The 17,024-nt window shown below is 39.6% G+C and carries 9 protein-coding genes; 1 reads left to right on the top strand and 8 read right to left on the bottom strand.

From position 1 onward, the window contains the following. Positions 1–54: 54 nt before the first annotated feature. Complete coding sequence (locus tag ASG14_RS05865; RefSeq protein ID WP_056870050.1) at positions 55–1,140, top strand: Ldh family oxidoreductase; 1,086 nt, start codon at positions 55–57, stop codon at positions 1,138–1,140. A gap of 4 nt (positions 1,141–1,144) precedes the next feature. On the opposite strand, the gene ASG14_RS05860 is transcribed toward ASG14_RS05865, so the two are convergent. The 8 genes from ASG14_RS05860 to ASG14_RS05825 all read right to left on the bottom strand — a co-directional run bounded on the left by ASG14_RS05860 (position 1,145) and on the right by ASG14_RS05825 (position 17,014). After that, positions 1,145–3,820 (bottom strand): glycoside hydrolase family 3 N-terminal domain-containing protein, encoded by a 2,676-nt coding sequence (locus ASG14_RS05860; protein WP_056870049.1) that lies wholly within the window; start codon positions 3,818–3,820, stop codon positions 1,145–1,147. A 15-nt stretch (positions 3,821–3,835) separates the two neighbouring features. Then, positions 3,836–5,266: an alpha-L-fucosidase gene (locus ASG14_RS05855; protein WP_056870048.1), complete on the bottom strand. Its 1,431-nt coding sequence runs from the start codon at positions 5,264–5,266 to the stop codon at positions 3,836–3,838. Then, entirely contained in the window at positions 5,266–6,588 is a 1,323-nt protein-coding gene (locus ASG14_RS05850; RefSeq protein WP_056870047.1) for a vanadium-dependent haloperoxidase, read from the bottom strand. The genes ASG14_RS05855 and ASG14_RS05850 overlap by 1 nt, the downstream gene beginning before the upstream one ends. Positions 6,589–6,599: 11 nt before the next feature. Beyond that, a complete protein-coding gene (locus ASG14_RS05845) occupies positions 6,600–9,947 on the bottom strand; it encodes a VCBS repeat-containing protein (protein WP_082491368.1) in 3,348 nt (1,115 codons plus the stop codon). 114 nt (positions 9,948–10,061) lie between these two features. Continuing rightward, positions 10,062–11,396 carry a calcium-binding protein gene (locus ASG14_RS05840; RefSeq protein WP_056870046.1) on the bottom strand — a complete coding sequence of 445 codons (1,335 nt, stop codon included), beginning with the start codon at positions 11,394–11,396 and terminating at the stop codon, positions 10,062–10,064. Continuing rightward, positions 11,396–11,980 carry a redoxin domain-containing protein gene (locus ASG14_RS05835; RefSeq protein WP_056870045.1) on the bottom strand — a complete coding sequence of 195 codons (585 nt, stop codon included), beginning with the start codon at positions 11,978–11,980 and terminating at the stop codon, positions 11,396–11,398. The genes ASG14_RS05840 and ASG14_RS05835 overlap by 1 nt, the downstream gene beginning before the upstream one ends. Positions 11,981–12,034: 54 nt before the next feature. Continuing rightward, positions 12,035–13,639, bottom strand: a complete 1,605-nt coding sequence (locus ASG14_RS05830; RefSeq protein WP_056870044.1) for a SusD/RagB family nutrient-binding outer membrane lipoprotein — start codon at positions 13,637–13,639, stop codon at positions 12,035–12,037. An 18-nt stretch (positions 13,640–13,657) separates the two neighbouring features. Further along, positions 13,658–17,014, bottom strand: a complete 3,357-nt coding sequence (locus tag ASG14_RS05825; protein ID WP_200940316.1) for a SusC/RagA family TonB-linked outer membrane protein — start codon at positions 17,012–17,014, stop codon at positions 13,658–13,660. Positions 17,015–17,024: the final 10 nt, after the last annotated feature.

The raw sequence follows: 17,024 nt of genomic DNA, 5'->3' as shown, positions 1-17,024 counted from the left end.
ATTAAAAAGCTAAGCGTTGTAATTTATGCTGTGTTCCTTAATCAACAAATAAGAATGAACTTTATAACCTTTACCGAAACCAACCTTAGGGCTTTTACCTACGGTGTTTTCAAAAAAATGGGTTGTTCTGATGAACATGCCGAGTTGGCAACCGATGTTTTGGTGCGCTCAGATTTACGTGGAATTGATTCTCATGGCGTTGCTCGCTTAAGTGGTTATGTAAGGTTATGGGAGAAAAATAGAATTAATGCAACGCCTGATATCAGAATTGTACATGAAACGCCAACAACCGCTACCGTTGATGGTGATGCCGGTTTAGGCTTGGTTGTGGCACCTTTTGCAATGAAAGTAGCAATCGAGAAGGCTGAAAAATATGGTACTGGCTGGGTTTCAGTTAAAAACTCAAACCACTTTGGCATTGCCGGTTACCATGCTTTAATGGCTGTAGAGAAAGATATGATAGGCATCAGCATGACTAATGCCAGTCCGCTGGTTGCGCCAACTTACGCCAACGAAAGGTTGTTGGGTACAAACCCAATGTGTTATGCTTTTCCGGCTGGAAAAAATCCTGCTGTAGTTGTAGATATGGCTACAGCTGCCGCCGCAAATGGTAAACTGGAAATTGCCCAGCGGGCAAATAAAAGTATTCCTGACGGCTGGGTTCAGGATAAAAATGGAGAAAACTCAAACGACCCGAATGAATTAAAAAATGGCGGTTCGCTGTTACCTTTAGGGAGTGATAAAGACCACGGCAGCCACAAAGGTTATGGATTGAGTGCAACAGTCGATATTTTATCGGCAGTGCTTTCGGGCGCAAATTATGGCCCCTGGGTACCGCCTTTTGTCGCCTTTTTAGAACCGTCGGCAAACCCTGTTGGCGAAGGGCTTGGCCACTTTTTAGGTGCAATGCGTGTAGACGGTTTCCGACCTGCGGCCGACTTTAAAGAACATTTAGACAATTGGATATATCGTTTTAAAAGTGCAAAAACAGTAGATGCCGATAAAAAAGTAATTATTCCGGGTGAGCCTGAACATGAGTTTGAGGAGGAAAGAAAGGTAAACGGAATCCCTCTAATTGATGTTGTAGTAAACGATTTAAATGAACTTGCCCAGAAGTTAAAAATTGAAGGCTTAAAATAATTTTTTATTTTTCGACCGTCAGATTAGCTTTCAACTGTAAATCCTTGCTAGATGAACCGATCATTATTCTGAAGTCGCCAGGTTCAATTTCCCATTTCAATTGCTTATTGAGTATCTGAAATGCCTCAGGGCCTAGCTCGAGTATAACTTCCTGCTCCTCTCCGGCTTTAAGGTAAACTCTTTTAAAATTTTTAAGCGCCAAAACGGGTTGTGCAACGCTCGACAAAATATCCCGGAGGTATAGCTGAACCACTTCAGTGCCGTCATAATTGCCTGTGTTTTTAAGTTTGAACTTTACAGACACCTTGTCGCCAGCCTTAATTCTATTTTTCTCAATCGTCAATTCGCTATACTTAAACTGAGTATAACTTAAACCGTAGCCAAACGGAAACAGTGCTTCACCACTTAAATTATTGTAATCATCGCCACGGCCAGTTGGTTTATGGTTATATACCAGCGGCAATTGTGCTTCATGTACAGGGTAAGTTATGGGAAGCTTTCCAGATGGATTGGAATTGCCAAATAAGGTTTCAGCAACGGCAGTTCCACCAGCCTCACCGGGGTACCAGACATTTAAAATCGCCGGTACATCGTCAATCCAGTTCTGCATGTTTATCGCGCTCCCACCAACCAGTAAAACAACTACCGGCTTGCCTGTTTTTGCCATTTCCTTGATCAGTTTCTCCTGGTTTCCGGGTAAATTCAGCATTGCCCTATCGAGAAACTCACCTTCTTTTATACCAGCTGCAATTACAACTATGTCGGCATCTTTAGCCAGATTTTTCGCTTTTTCAAGCTCAGAAAATGTTTTATCTTCAACCTCATAGTTCCAAACCAACTTAATGTGCGCATTTCCTTTAGGTTCCCTAAATTCAATTTTAACCGGATAAGATTTGTTCCCCTCGAATGTAAAATCTGCCAACCTGGTGTGGTAAGAACGCTTATCCCACTGGTCTATAAGCAAATTGCCATTGATAAATAAGCGGTAACCATCGTTTCCTTCCAAACCGATTTTATAGGTTCCTGATTTGAGGACCTTTAAGTCACCCTGCCATCGAACAGAATAATTGTCGCTACTCAAATGCTCATCAGGCGCATAGAGCGTCCACATAAAATCCACTCGTTTATCAATTCTTTTAAACACGGGCGCTCCCGATAAATCTGTAGAATTAAAATATTCAGCCGATAAACCCTTCTTCCCGCCTGAAGTCAAAAAAGCGGAATCTATTACCACATAATCTTGAATGCTGCGAAAACTTCCCTGCGTATAATTAACGACCACATTTTTTGCGTAACTTTTGATACCATCCAAAATACTGATTTTACCTTTTCCTGTGCCACTATATCCACCCAAACGAGCTTCAGTTGCATCTTCACCCAATACCAAAATGTTTGATTGTTGCTTTAAAGGCAAAACCTGTTTGTTGTTTTTTAGCAAAACAAAAGATTCCAAAGCCGCTTGTTTAACCAGTTTTTTATTAGAAAAATCAGTAAGCGAAGCCTTGGCATCGCTTTCAGAAACGTAAGGATTTTCAAAAAGGCCTAACTCGAATTTTGCACGTAATACTCTTGAAACGGCATCGTCTATTCTTTCCTGAGGGATGCTACCATTTAGAAAGGGTGGGATGAAAAGCTTGTAATGGTCATACTCGACCTGAAAAATAACATCGAGGCCACCGTTAAACGCTTGTACCGTTGCTTCTTCATAATTAGCTGCAGTGTTGTGGAGCACATTCGCCCCTCCTACTGCGCCGGCATCCGAAATTACAAAACCCTTGAAACCCCATTGCTTTTTTAAAACATCCGTTAAAAGCCAGTAATTTGATGTTGCTGGCGTTCCATCAACGCTGTTGTAAGAAGTCATCACCGAACGAATGTTTACAGTTTCAACCGCATCCTTGAATGCCGGGAAATGAATTTCCTCTAAAAATCTTTCATTCTTTTCTATTGGGTAACTGTCCCGTCCACCATCTCCAACATTAGCAATGAAATGCTTCGGCGTTACGACCACGTTTTCCCTTTCTATTGCATTCATAAAAGCGTGTCCGAGTACCTTTGTTAAATATGGATCTTCGCCATAAGTTTCTTCCGTTCTCCCCCAACGCACATCATCGGCAATGTTGATAACAGGCGCTAACACATCTCGAATACCCCTTAATTTCGCTTCCTTGGCGATGGATTTGCCTATTTGGCCTATCATTAAGGTGTCAAAGGTGGCTGCAAGACCAATCGACTGAGGAAAAGCTGTTGCGCCTTGTCGTACTAAACCATGTAAAGCCTCGTCGAAAACGAGCATTGGAATGCCAAGCCTTGTCTCTTTTACAAAATAACGCTGAAGCTGATTTACTTTTTTCGCGAGCGTAAAGGCATTTTCAGTTGTATTGTAACTCAACATTTGCTGGGCTTCGCCGCCACCGCCCGACTGTGCACTAATTTGAAGTCCAAAAATTCCGTTTTTATAGATGCCATTTTTTATTCCGTTAACATCGCCCGGAACCATAAATAGCTGCCAGAATTTTTCCTGAGGCGTCATCCTCGATAAAAGATCCTTTACCCGTTCATCTATACTTATTTTTGGATTTTTATAGTTTGCCTGCGTATTGATTTTGTTTTGCTGGGCAAATAGGCTACAATTTAAAGTAATTAAAATAAGCAGGATGATGACAGTTTGGGATTTCATTTTATAATTTTAATATTAGTTTTGAGGACTAAACTCAAAAGCCAGAGCAGAATTTGAATTTATATTTTTTGGAATCTCTAAACTAACAGTTCCGTTCGCTTCCTTCCATTTTACGTTTTTACCCGTCGAAATTAGTTTAACATCCGATCCTTTCTTTGGTACATTCCCGCTCCAGTTAATTTTAGCTGGCAACTTCTCATCAGCTGTTAAGCAATAGATTGCAAAAAGTTTTTTACCATCCTTAGCCTGTGTAAACCAGGTTTGCCCGCTGTGGTAGTTTTTTGCAGCCCTTGTATTGTAAATGGCCTTACCATTGATGGAGGTCCACTTTCCAATATCTTCTAGTTTTTTTGTCACCTCAGCAGGAAAAGTTCCGTCAGGTTTTGGCCCGACGCCTAGCAGCAAGCTGCCACCTTTTGCTACAATTTCCACCAACTTATTAATAACCTCCGAAGCAGATTTGTAGTTGTCGTTTGGCACAAATCCCCATGCCCCACCCAACGTCATGCAACTTTCCCAAGGATAGTCTAACTGTTTTTCGGGAATCTTTTGTTCAGGAGTTTGGTAATTCTCATAGAGCCCGTGGACGGTCCTATCCACCATAATTAAACCAGGCTGCGCTTTTCGTGCCATGTCTGCAATTTTTGGCATATCAATGTCCTGACTCCATTTCGGGATATTTGCTCCCCAGGACAAAACTTCTGCATTAACGGATTCGAGGGGACGAACCCAGCCACCATCAAGCCACAAGATATCTACGTTACCATAATTGTGCATCAGCTCGCCGATTTGGTTGTAGGTGAAATCCTTAAATTTATTCCATCTCCACGGATATTTTCTTATGTCGTAATTGTTGTTTCTGTCCGCCGTAGCGTATTTCTGCCACCAATAATATTGAGAATGCCAGTCGGGTTTAGAGAAGTAAGCACCAATCATAAAACCTTCCTTTCTAAAAGCGTCGAAAACATATTTAGCAACATCAGCTTTAGGGTTGTTGGCAAATGGGCCTTTAGCTATACTAAAATCAGATTGTTTTGTATCAAACATGGCAAAACCGTCGTGGTGCTTGGTTGTAAATACGAGGTATTTCATGCCTGCATCCTTTCCTGCTTTTGCCCACTGGGTTGGGTCGAACTTTGTAGGATTAAACTTTTTGCTAAAATCCCAGTACCATTTCTTGTAGTCATCATATGATATAGTCGAGTCTCGCTCAATCCAATCTTCAGAACAAATAGACCATGATTCTATAATACCTGGAACTGCATACAATCCCCAATGGATAATCATTCCAAACTTTTTATCCTGCCAGTTATCTAATTTCTTTTTTACTAATGGATCAGCCGGCGCTTCGTAATGTGAAGATTGCGGCATAATGTCGTTTTGCTGGGCGCTTGCAAGCTTAGCTATTGCAATTAAACTTGTTAATAAAATGTATTTTACCTTCATTACATTTTTGAATTATTTTTTTTCATTTTTACATTTTGCAGCTGGTAAGCGGCTATAGCCCTACCCTGCACTTGCCCGTTTTCTATTGCAGGCCTATAATGAATGCCGCCGTACAGCCTGCTTATAGCCGCTTCATTTGCAGCATCATTAAACGAAGTAAACTTTCTTACGGGCAGGCCATAGTCGATTTCGGTATTGTCATCAAAGTTAAAATTATCGCCAAAAATTTTGGTTAAAACCACCGCCGCCGCTGTAGATGCAACACTATGTCCGCTTGGATATTCGGGAAAAGGTGGTGTTTGTAGAATAGGCTGCCAGCTTTCATCAATATTGGCATTTATAAAAGTTTCAGGCCTGATGTAATTACGCCTGTATTTTTCATCCCAACAGCTGATAAAGGCATCGAAAAGCGAAATGCATGTAGCAGTATAAGTGTAGCTGCTTTGCGCATAGCTTAGTTTTTTCGTTCTGCAGGCAATGCCGGCAATGGATATCCAATGTGCCCCTGGCGATATCTTTTTCGTTGCATAATTCATGTGCCCGTTTACATTTAAAAAAAACGGGTTACAGTCCCAAAATTTGGCAATACTTAGATTCTGACTATTTAAATTCTTAACCGTGAGGTATACCTCGTTAGCGTTTGCATAAAACGGACTGTCTTTATCTTTGCTGTAAACTGGTGGAGCGGCAGGTTTAAACTGATCAGCTGTTTTTAAAAACAGTGGCCTGATCTTATTCCAGTAAGGTTCAACGGCAGGCATATAGCCCGGAGGCGTTGGCGCCCAGTTACCTTCCTTTTTTACAATGCTGTAGCGTCTTGATTTTCGGGTTTCCTTATAATTATCCTTATCAACCCAGAATAAAATAGAATCAGCAACTGTTTTTCCATATGCCATAGAATTTTCTACAACATCGTCCGGATAACCTTTCGTTTTATACCATTTTAATATGCTGTTTAGGCTATCGAGCGCTACCGCATCTGAAAAAACAAGCCTTTTAGCAACCTGCCAATAAGCATAAGTTGATGATAATGAATAGCTTATTTGCTTGGGACTGAGATTCGGTATACCGCTAAAACCGTTTAACTGGCCGGTTAAAGACAATAACTGCTTATCTTTTTTAGCTTGCACCTCGTAGGCGGCTATGTTTGCGTACGCAAAAATCCGGCTCGCAACGGGAGGTGAAAATATATCATTTACAATAACATCAGACAGCGCTTTTTGCGACCTGTGCAAAGGTGTTGGGTCGCTTTCACTACTTTGCCATTGGGCATTTACAGTTATGTGAATACAAAAAAACAAAAGGGTTAAACAGGTTTTCATGATTCAGTTTATTAGTTATTAACTTTAATTACTTGTGCTTCATCGTTGTTTTTGACTACAATGATTCGCTTTGAAGGGCCATTAATTTCGAGCATATTGCGAACATCGCCATCAATATACAGCCCCGATTCATAGGGAGAGACAGCTTTGAAGTTCCCTTTTCCATCGCCAGTTAAAAGCAAACCCAAACTTGCATCAGCCTGCCCGAGCTGAACCCTGTAAGGATAAAAATTCCCGCTCAACAGGATATCTTTTATGCCGTCTTTATCAAAATCATCGATCACAATTCCCCAAACTCTCGAAAATTGAGCTTCAACAGATAAGGGTTTTACAGAGAATTTTCCATTACCGTCATTAATCAGTATAAGTGATTGAAGCTGTTTGCAATAAAATTTTTGACTTTTATCTATTTGCTCAGGAGTGAACAGCTGATCTATAGAAACCTCAGCGTAAGACCGATAATTTAAGAATTTCTTTTTGAATTGAACCATCTGGTCGAGTAGTTCGTCTCTCGAAGCCATAGGGTAGTTTTTGCCCTGTATATAATAGCACATGATGGGGTCTAAAACGCCGTCTTTATTAAAATCGTCAGCAAAAATCGTCATTGGTTGTTCTTGCGTTGTTTTGTATTGATTATTTATGCCGCAGTTTCCTACCACAAAGTCCATCTTACCATCGCCATTTACGTCCATGGCAGAAATCTTGCTCCACATCCCTTCGGTATTTTTTAACCCAGCATCTTCATCTTGTTTTAAGCTGCCCTTACTATTTTTAAATATCATCAACGGCATCCAATCGCCTCCTATCAAAAGTTCGGGGTAACCATCTTTATTCAAGTCTTGCCATAGTGCTGTAACCACCATCCCGGGATACTCCAATTCTGGTGCAAGTTCTTTGGTTATATCTGTAAATTTGACTATACCGTTTGCGGTTTCATTTTTAAGCAAGAAACTTTTGCTGCATAAGGGAAACGAACCCGGTTTACTCATACCACCAACAAAAACATCTATTTTTCCGTCGTTATCAAAATCGCCGGTAGAAATTGCCTGCTTACTACTTAACATTTTAGGTAAAGCGCCTTTGGCTTTGCTAAAATTGCCTTTACCATCGTTGAAATATAGGCGGTCCTGATATTCGGGCGCACCGTCGTCATATTCATTGCCACCACTTACAACCCATAAATCAACTGACCCATCGCCATTCGCATCGAAAAAAACGGCGTTTACATCTTCGCTTTGTGCATCTTCTTCCCAACATTTGGAATCAGCAACATTGAAACTTCCATCTTTCTGGGCTATAAATAACTTTCCCGGTTGGCCGATTGCACCGCCAATAAAAACATCTTCAAGTCCGTCCTTATTCACGTCTGCTTTAGCCATAGCCGGGCCAAATTTCGACAACTCATAAGGCAACAGGGTTTCTCCTTTAAAATCGATAAATTCATTTTCTACATGCTTGTATTGTAAATGAGATTGCAGTGTTACATCAGTAAAAACAGGCTTTTTCGCAATAACATCGTTTTTTATGATTTTGGCTTCCTCGTATCTGATGGTGAGCATTTGATTGGATTTTACATTTTGCAGCAAACTTTCCTTACCATCTGGCCAAACAACTCTAACGCGATCTGCCTTATTTTGGCTTCCCAACCCGAAGCAGTTTATTGGATCTACGCTTGATTGGTAACCACGTACGACATATTTTTCCTGGTATTGCGAGTTCTCTGCCGACTTTATATAAATTTTGGCACCCAAAGCTTCCGTATTTAAGCCAGAACCCACTAATTTGATTTTTAAATAGTTGGATTTTGATTGTTCCGCATTATTTTTATACACCATTACAGGAGCGTTAATGGTACAAATTATTAAATCCAAATCTCCATCATTATCCAAATCTGCGTAGGCAGAACCATTAGATACAGAAGGTGCGGAAATACCCCAATCTATTGTTTTATTGGTAAACGTTAAGTTTCGGTTATTGGAAAAAATATAGTTAGAAATTTGATTGGAAGGCATTTTTTTTACTAAATCGAAAGTTTGAAATTTCAAATTTCCCTGCTTTAGCGACTCCTTCTGCGCATTTGAAACCGTATATTTTAGAAAATCCATATCTGTAAAATCCCTCAGATAGCCATTGGATATAAATAAATCTTTCCAACCATCATTGTCAAAATCGGCAAAAAGTGGTGCCCAGCTCCAATCGGTATTGGAAACACCCGCCAGCTGCCCGATTTCACTAAAGCGCAAATACCCATCCTCTGCGGTACCTTCATTCAAATGCAGCATATTTCGCATTTGCTGTTTATAGTAACCGCTATCTAACAATAAATGATACTGGTCGTATTCATCAGCGCCTTTGAGTAGTTTTTGCCGGCGATTATCTTCCGGCAACATATCCAAGGTAACAATATCGGGCCTCGAATCATTGTTATAATCGGCTATATCAGCGCCCATCGAATACTTGGATATATGCTTTAATGAATGCCGGATGCGCTCGGAAAAAGTGCCGTTTTTATTGTTTATGTACAAGCAATCTTGTTCGGTATAATCACTGGATGTATAAACATCAGGCCAGCCATCATTATTTATATCGCTCACGGTAACGCTTAATCCAAAATTTAAGGCATTATTTATAATTCCCGAACTTAATGTAACGTCTACAAAAGCAGGCTTACCATCTTTGGAATCATTTCTGAACAGGCGGTTTCCAAATTTCATATTTGGGGTTGCCCGTGTTTTTCTGGTATTTAAGAAGGGTTTATAGGTTTGATTTGAGTGGTTGAGCAGAAACATGTCCAAATCGCCATCATTATCGTAATCAAAAAACGCCGCCTGGGTAGATTGAGTTCCAACGGCATCAAGGCCATAAGCTGTCGCCATTTCTTTAAAAACAGGCTGCCCGGCTTTTAAACCCAGGTTAATAAAGAGCTCATTTTTAAGCTTATCATCAGGGAACTTGCCCGAATGGCACACATAAATATCAGGCAAACCGTCGCCATTAATGTCTACCACACTAACACCCGTTGCCCAGGTGCCATTCCCCTTTACGCCAGCCTTATTCGTAATGTCATCGAACTTAAAATTGCCTTTGTTCAGGTACAACTTATTGTCGCCTGAGTTTGATGAAAAGAATATATCAGACAGTCCATCGCCATTAAAGTCTGCTATACCCACCCCTGATCCATTATAAAGATATTCGTAATTCATGATATGCAATGAATCCGTTTCTATTACCTTATTTACAAAACTGATATTCGTTTCTTTAGAAGGCATCAACGTAAATAGTGTGTTTTGTGCCTTAACCAAACCCACGGTAAATATTAAAACAGAAAACAGGGCTGGAACAAATAATTTAATTTTCATAATGTTTTAATTTGCTGGGATGTTTTCTCTGGCAATAAATTTTCATCAGCAATCAGAAAGAATGCATCAAAAAATGTTTCGGGCGATAAGGTTAGTCTTCGATTTAGCTGTGCGCTATTTTAAAATAATTTCTTCGTCATGTTCTCGATACGGCAGAAACACCAGCAATAATGTCATCATTTCATCTGTCGATTTCATATCATTTGCTGAATAAACGTTTCGTGGCGGGCTGCTCGGGTTATCTGGATTATCTTTCGAGTTATCATAGGTACCCTCAATGGTTAATACAGAGCCCTTTGGTATTTTAATAAGCTTTTTGAACTGATAAATTTCCTGCCATCTGAAATCCCAGGATGGGATAGAGACCAATTTTACCGTATCACGGGCAGGAGTTACCGCATAAGCCTTAAAAACCTTGCCCAGGTAATGCATGTGCGGCCAAATGTAAAGCAAAGATTGGTCTTGCGGTGTTGTAATCTTCAGCTCAAATTTTCTTATTGAATCTGCAGGGATAAAAAAATATGGGTCAATTGATTTTTCGCCGACGCCGGCAGAGCCCAGACTGATAACTTGTACCTTCCTTTCTATAGGTTCCTTTTTGAAAAAAAAGTTTATTCCTGAAACATTGCTCTCTTCTTTTGATGTTGGCGCAAAGTGAACAGTTAACAATATTACCCCGCGTTTGGGCATAATCCATCCAAAATTATTAGGATACGATTCGTAAGACGTTCCTGGAATCCAGCCTCCATAGTAAGTCATTGTTTTTTTAAATGGAAAATACTGTGCGTACTTGGTTCTGTCGTCTTCAGTAAGGTTCAAAAAATCGGCTCCCTGTTTTATATCGATATCATCTGGTACAGGATGAATCGCGAAGTTGGCATGATGAACTACCTTTTTATTTGATGAAATGAATTCTATGGCTTCCACGTTGCGCTCTGAACCAATATCGAAAGGAATTTTGAATACAATAAATCGCTCCTTGTTATCGCCCAAAACCTTAAAAGCAGATGCAGTTTTTAAAGTGAGGTCTGGAGTACGGGTGTATTGGGTTCCTTCAATATAAGTTTTAGCATCTTTTTGTTGAAATTGATTTGGATTTCCAATTGGCATTTTATCATCAACCCATTTCGCAATTAGCTGCTTTTCTCCGGCCGTTAAAGAGCGGTCGTTTTTAAAGTCTCTGTAGTGATTATCTGGTTTCCATGGTGGCATGTAGCCCGACTGAGTTACCTTTTTTACAAAGCTGCCTCGTTTTGCAACATCCTCGTAAGTTAACAACGAAAATGGCGCCGCCTCACCCGGCCGGTGGCATGGCTGACATTTATTTTGAATAATACGGGCAACGTCTTTATAATAAGTAACCTTTTGTGCGTTTGCTTTGGCTACGCAAACACATACAATGAACATGGCTACAATGCCTTTAAAAATATAATAAAATAATTTATTCATTATATATCATTTATTAAACATCCGATAGGGGTTGTTTCTTTATAACTAATTTTTCCTTTTAACAAATCGGATATGGCATCTTCCAAATACTTTTGGGTAACCACTAATCGTGTTTTACCTAAGGATGTAGGCCAGTTATCTATCATCCCTTTGTAGGTGATGGCACCTGTTGTATTTATGAGAAAAACCTCTGGTGTAGTTGTCGCTTTTAAATATTTCGATATTTCTTTATCGCGGTCGCTTAATAATTCAAAATTAATTTGATAATCAGCTTTAAGCGCCTTAATTTCTTTTAATGAATAACCTTTACCCGGAACGATTCCATAAAAGGTAATTTGTTTATTCGAGTTTTGGAGTTTAACCAGGCCTGGTAAGTAGTTTTTGCATAAAGGGCATTCCGGACTTAAAAAAATGAGTACTACCGGTTTGCTTAAACTAATTTTGCCAGCCTTACCATCTACCCCAACTAAATTAATGGATTTAATTCCCGAAACTGATGCAAAGTTCTGTGAACTGGCAAATTCAGCATTAAAAAGTATGGCAATGAAAGTTACTACTGCAATGGATAACTTTATTAGCTTCATTGTGTTGATATTAAAAAACCCCTAATAAACTATTAGGGGTTTTAATATTAGCAATTATTTTTTGTCCCACCAAACGCGGCCGAAAGCGTCGTTCGGACCAGCGCCAAAGTCAGGGTTTTTAGCCATTTCTGCTATAGCAGCCTGTTGGTTAGCATAGTTTAAGTTTGAAGAGCTTAAAATTTCGATACCTGCCCTGCGAGCTAATGGTAAAATTGTTCCATTTGCTTTCAGTTCAGACCAAGCTAACACCGAAGTGGTATTTGGGAAACCAGTTCTTTTCCACCATGCCCATGCTTCAAGCGGTTGTCTGTAAAAATCAAGGTAAGCCTGACAAGCAATTTGTTCTGCCGCTTTAGCTGCATCAAATTTCACCCCAACCTGATTGTAGTAGGCATCTACACTCGAAGTTGCAACAGCGTTGAAGTTCGAAATTTTTGCGTCAACAGCTCTATCGCTGTAAAACTGAACAGATGCGTAAACACCATTTTTGTACCAGTTTTCTGCTACATCGGTAGTAACACCACGTGCCGCAAAATCTGCTCTAAGGAAGCAATACTCTGCATAGGTTAAGATAGGGAAGAAACCTTTTCCCGTACCAGCGCCTAAACCGTCATTTTCGTTATAGTTTGGCGTAAACAATCTGTGCTGTAATTGCGATAGATTATTAATTGATGAATACAATGCCGCGTTTGCAGGTAATTTTGCTGCATCCGGGCTCGTAAAACTTCCTACATAATTTCCAGCCTGATTGGGACGGTAGTATATAGATAATCTTGGGTCACCTTTAGCAACCATAAAATCTAACACCGGTTTACCCGCTGCAAAGTTTCCTGGGTTGTAGTTTCCTGATGCATCAGCAAAGGTAGGTCCAACTTTAAGCATCCAAGAATCGCTCGGTGCAGTCATTTGTACCGGATCTGCCAAAACTTCTGTTGCAATTGCTTTCATTTTGGCCGGGTCAACCTTCATCAAACGTGCTGCGATTTTAAGACGTAAAGCATTCGCGGCTTTTGTCCATGAAACCACATCTCCATTAAAGAACGGATCGTTACCGCCAAGGCTAATCTGCGTTGCCGCCTGATTCGATTTTAAAGTTGCAACCGATGCTTTTAATTCTTCATCAACTTTTGCAAAAACTGCTTGCTGAGTGTCATAAGCCGGCGTGATGGTTCCACCATACCTAGCTTGAAATGCCTGAGTATAAGGAATGCTGCCGTTTATATCACTAACATAAAATGCATAGTACGATAAAAGTACTTGAGAAATCGCTTTCATTTTAACCCTTGCATTTCTGTCTGCATCCGGCATCGATTCTATGTTCTTCATTGCATCAACCAAAGCTGGTGCCAAACGACCATAAAATATTTTGCTGTAGCGGGTATTAAATTGAGAACCAACGTTATTAAAATTTAGTCCGTTACCCGTATTTAGCGTGCTATACTGCATCCAAAGATTTGCTGCACGATAAACATCAGCGAAATACTCAAAATCATCTTGCGAGCCACTCGCCGCTTTCAAAAATTGATCTTCTGGTTTAATCGTGTATAAAGTTTCAGGATTTAGGTTTGCTTCCACAAATTTTTCCTTCTTACAGCCTGTACCTAATAACAGGGCTGTAGATATCAAGAAAAAATATTTTGATTTATTTATAATTTTCATATCTGTATTATTTAAGAATTAAAACGATGCCCTGATGTTAAAGCCTAAACTTCTCACTAGTGGCCAACCTCCGTATTCTGCGAAAGCGCCTGCTCTGTTACTGAAAATACTTTCAGGGTTAATGCCATCTTTAGCTGTTTTATATAAATATGTTAAATTTCTACCGGTTAAATTCAGGCTTAAGCTATTTAATTTAACTTTTTGCAAATATTTGCTTGGAACCGAATAACCAACAGTTACCTCACGAAGCGCTACCCAAGAGTTCTCGAACACAGAATATTCTCTGATACCGCTAGACCACTGGCTTAGGTTTTCATAATAAGCATAGGCAGGTATTGGTTTTAATAAGCCTTGTTTAACTGCTTCAGCATAACTCATTCCACCTAAATCTACACCATTAGCTTTTAATCCATCATTTAACACGCCATCAGGAATAATACCATCATGTTGTAATACGCCGTTTGCATCCGTATATGAAATACCGCCTGATGCCTCATCTCTACCGAAAAGTGAGTTTGCGAAAGAGCCATTGGCAGATCCATATTGATGCGTTCCTGAAGCCATTAAACCTCCGATTTTAGCATCAATCTGAAATCCTATAGTAAAGTTTTTGAAAGAGAAATCCTGTCTGGTACTCGCCAAATAATCTTCCATCATTGTACCTAAATCCTTTTTAGTTCCGTCGTAATCTTGCGAACGTACAAAAGTATAGTAACCACCTGTTGTACCATAACCGGTGTTACCCAATACTTTTTTACCATTGCTTGGGCTAGCAACTGGATTACCGCTTGCATCTTTCTTTTGATAGTAAGAAAATGCCGAACCAGTAATAATTTCGCCATAGTAGCCACCCACTTTAGCAACTGAAGTAATGTCGTTACCAAACGCTAAATCTAAATCGTATGTATCAACTCCCGGTACCAGTGAAATGATTTTGTTTCTGTTACGTGTGAAGTTCACTGATGCATTCCAGTTAAAATCTTTAGAAACAATTGGCTTGCCTGTTACTAAAATCTCAATACCTTGATTTTGAATATTTCCAGCATTTAAAGCCTGAGAGTTAACTCCAGACTCTGCTGGTAATGAAAAACTTAAGATTTGATTTGTCGAATTTCTTTTGTAGTAAGACATATCAAATGCTAAACGGTTTTTAAAGAAACGGATATCAGCACCGATCTCCAATTCTTTTGTTAACTGGTTTTTTAAGTTAGCATTTTTCAAAATCGCATCAGAAAATCCATAAACCGATTGATTTCCGTTGTTGGCATTATTGAAACTTCCATTCAGGTTATAATAGCCAGCGCTGTTTGTGTACTGTGCATCAGCATCAAGACCTGTATAAGAATACGCAGCTCTAATTTTACCAAAAGACAGAATAGAATTACCATCCTTAAAGGCTGGAAGTTCTGTAAATACAAACGAAAGCCCTACACTTGGGTAGAAGTAAGAATATGCGCCTGAACCATCTCTGTAAGTAAGCGTAGAAGACCAGTCATTTCTTGCACTAAAGTTAAATGTAAGCATGTTTCTCCACGATAAGTCACCGTATAAATAAACTGCATCTGTACGTTTACCTGCATTCGGGAATGCTCTTGTATTAGCTGGGTTTAGTGAATTTGATATTGAATAAACATCTGGTATTTTCAAGCCACCATTGGTGAACGAGGTATTGTAAAGGCCAGAATTGTTGATGTTTTTTTGATATGTTTCTGCGCCAAGTGATGCATTCAATTCAAAATCGGTACCGAAAGTTTTCGTGGCGTTTAACAAACCCTGAATTCTAAATGATTTATTTACCGACTGTGTAAGTTCATAATCTCCACCTGCAAACGCGATACCCGAACCTCTGTTTTTGCGTTCATACTGCGTACCGTAGTAACTTGTGTTTGTTCTCAATAAACCAGATAACCAAGGAGTAAGTTTAATATTGAAATCTAAATTTGCGATTAAATTATTCTCCTTTTGTGTTCTGTTATCATTTTGAAGCGTGTAAGCTACACCACCGATTCCGTAAGGATCATACAAAGCAGCGTTGCTTGAATTTAACGAGCCGCCTGTAACCGGGTTAATATTGTTGTTAACATAGCTGGCAATATCAACATTTCTCGGACGGTAGTAAGTAAAAGCAAATAAAGGATTATTACCACTTCCTTGTCTTGCCGGGTTAAGTGAATTGGAAACACTATAGTTAACACTCGCATCAATAGAGATTGCTTTCGATATATTTTGCGTTGCACGCAATGCAAAAGCGTCTCTTTTTAATCTGTTACCAGGTAAAACGCTGGAGTTGTTTAAATTGGTGTAAGATAATCTGTAAGTTGTATTTTCTGATGCACCTTCAACAGATACGTTAGTATTGATGAATTTTCCCGTTTGAAAGAAATCTAAAGGGTCGTTCGCTACCCATGGACGCATCACGCCATCTAAATCTTTTACCATTCTACCATCTAAACGCGGACCAAATGAATATCCACCAACATAGTATCCTGCAGATTGATCTACAACATCCACACCGTTAGCATCTTTTGCAAAAGTTGGAGATATACCACCGCCATATTGATTTTGCAGGTCTACAAACTTATAAGCATCATCGAATGATGTTGTTTGTGCTACAGAAACACCAAGGCCTTTGGTTTGTCTACCTTTTTTGGTTGAAATTAACAAAACACCATTCTGCGCTTTCGAACCATATAAAGCAGAAGCAGCAGCACCTTTTAGTACCGTAATATTTTCGAAATCATCTGAATTTAAATTCTTCATTATGTTTCCAAAATCTGCATTATCTCCCCATGAATCTGCACCTGAAGTACCTTGTTCAAGAAGCACCCCATCTAACACAATCAGCGGCTGTGTATTATTACCTAAAGAGGCATTACCCCTTATTCTGATTCTTGAAGATGACTGCGGCCCACTGGCACCCTGGTTTATCATTACGCCGGCAACCTTTCCCTGTAACGCATTAATAACGTTTGCGGTATTGGCTTCGGCTAATTCTGTACCACTAACTGCAGTGGCAGAATAACTTAACTTTCTTACATCTTTCTTTACACCAAAACCGGTAACAATTACTTCGTTTAATACTTTAGAATCATCTTCCATAACAACCGTTAGGTTAGCTGAAGCGGATAGTTCACGCGTTGCCAAGCCTACTGATCTGAAGATTAGCGTTGCGCCATCTTTTACATTAAGTGTGTATTTACCCTCGGCGTTGGTAGAGGTTCCATTTTGAGTGCCTTTCTCTACAACACTTACGCCAGGTATTGAACCTCCTCTCGAGTCTTTAACTGTTCCAGTTACAGTTCTCTGTGCAAATGCAGCTATTGTTATGATAGATAACAACAGCGTACCTAAACACTTTAAGTACATTTTTTTCATAATTAGTTTT

Source organism: Pedobacter sp. Leaf194 (genome assembly GCF_001423945.1).
Taxonomy (GTDB): Bacteria; Bacteroidota; Bacteroidia; order Sphingobacteriales; family Sphingobacteriaceae; genus Pedobacter.
This window is presented reverse-complemented; position numbering and strand designations above follow the sequence as displayed.

Excerpts from the sequence above, each read along its gene's own strand:
- ASG14_RS05865 (WP_056870050.1), top strand. The coding sequence starts at position 55 with ATGAACTTTATAACCTTTACCGAAACCAACCTTAGGGCTTTTACCTAC.
- ASG14_RS05860 (WP_056870049.1), bottom strand. The coding sequence starts at position 3,820 with ATGAAATCCCAAACTGTCATCATCCTGCTTATTTTAATTACTTTAAAT.
- ASG14_RS05855 (WP_056870048.1), bottom strand. The coding sequence starts at position 5,266 with ATGAAGGTAAAATACATTTTATTAACAAGTTTAATTGCAATAGCTAAG.
- ASG14_RS05850 (WP_056870047.1), bottom strand. The coding sequence starts at position 6,588 with ATGAAAACCTGTTTAACCCTTTTGTTTTTTTGTATTCACATAACTGTA.
- ASG14_RS05845 (WP_082491368.1), bottom strand. The coding sequence starts at position 9,947 with ATGAAAATTAAATTATTTGTTCCAGCCCTGTTTTCTGTTTTAATATTT.
- ASG14_RS05840 (WP_056870046.1), bottom strand. The coding sequence starts at position 11,396 with ATGAATAAATTATTTTATTATATTTTTAAAGGCATTGTAGCCATGTTC.
- ASG14_RS05835 (WP_056870045.1), bottom strand. The coding sequence starts at position 11,980 with ATGAAGCTAATAAAGTTATCCATTGCAGTAGTAACTTTCATTGCCATA.
- ASG14_RS05830 (WP_056870044.1), bottom strand. The coding sequence starts at position 13,639 with ATGAAAATTATAAATAAATCAAAATATTTTTTCTTGATATCTACAGCC.
- ASG14_RS05825 (WP_200940316.1), bottom strand. The coding sequence starts at position 17,014 with ATGAAAAAAATGTACTTAAAGTGTTTAGGTACGCTGTTGTTATCTATC.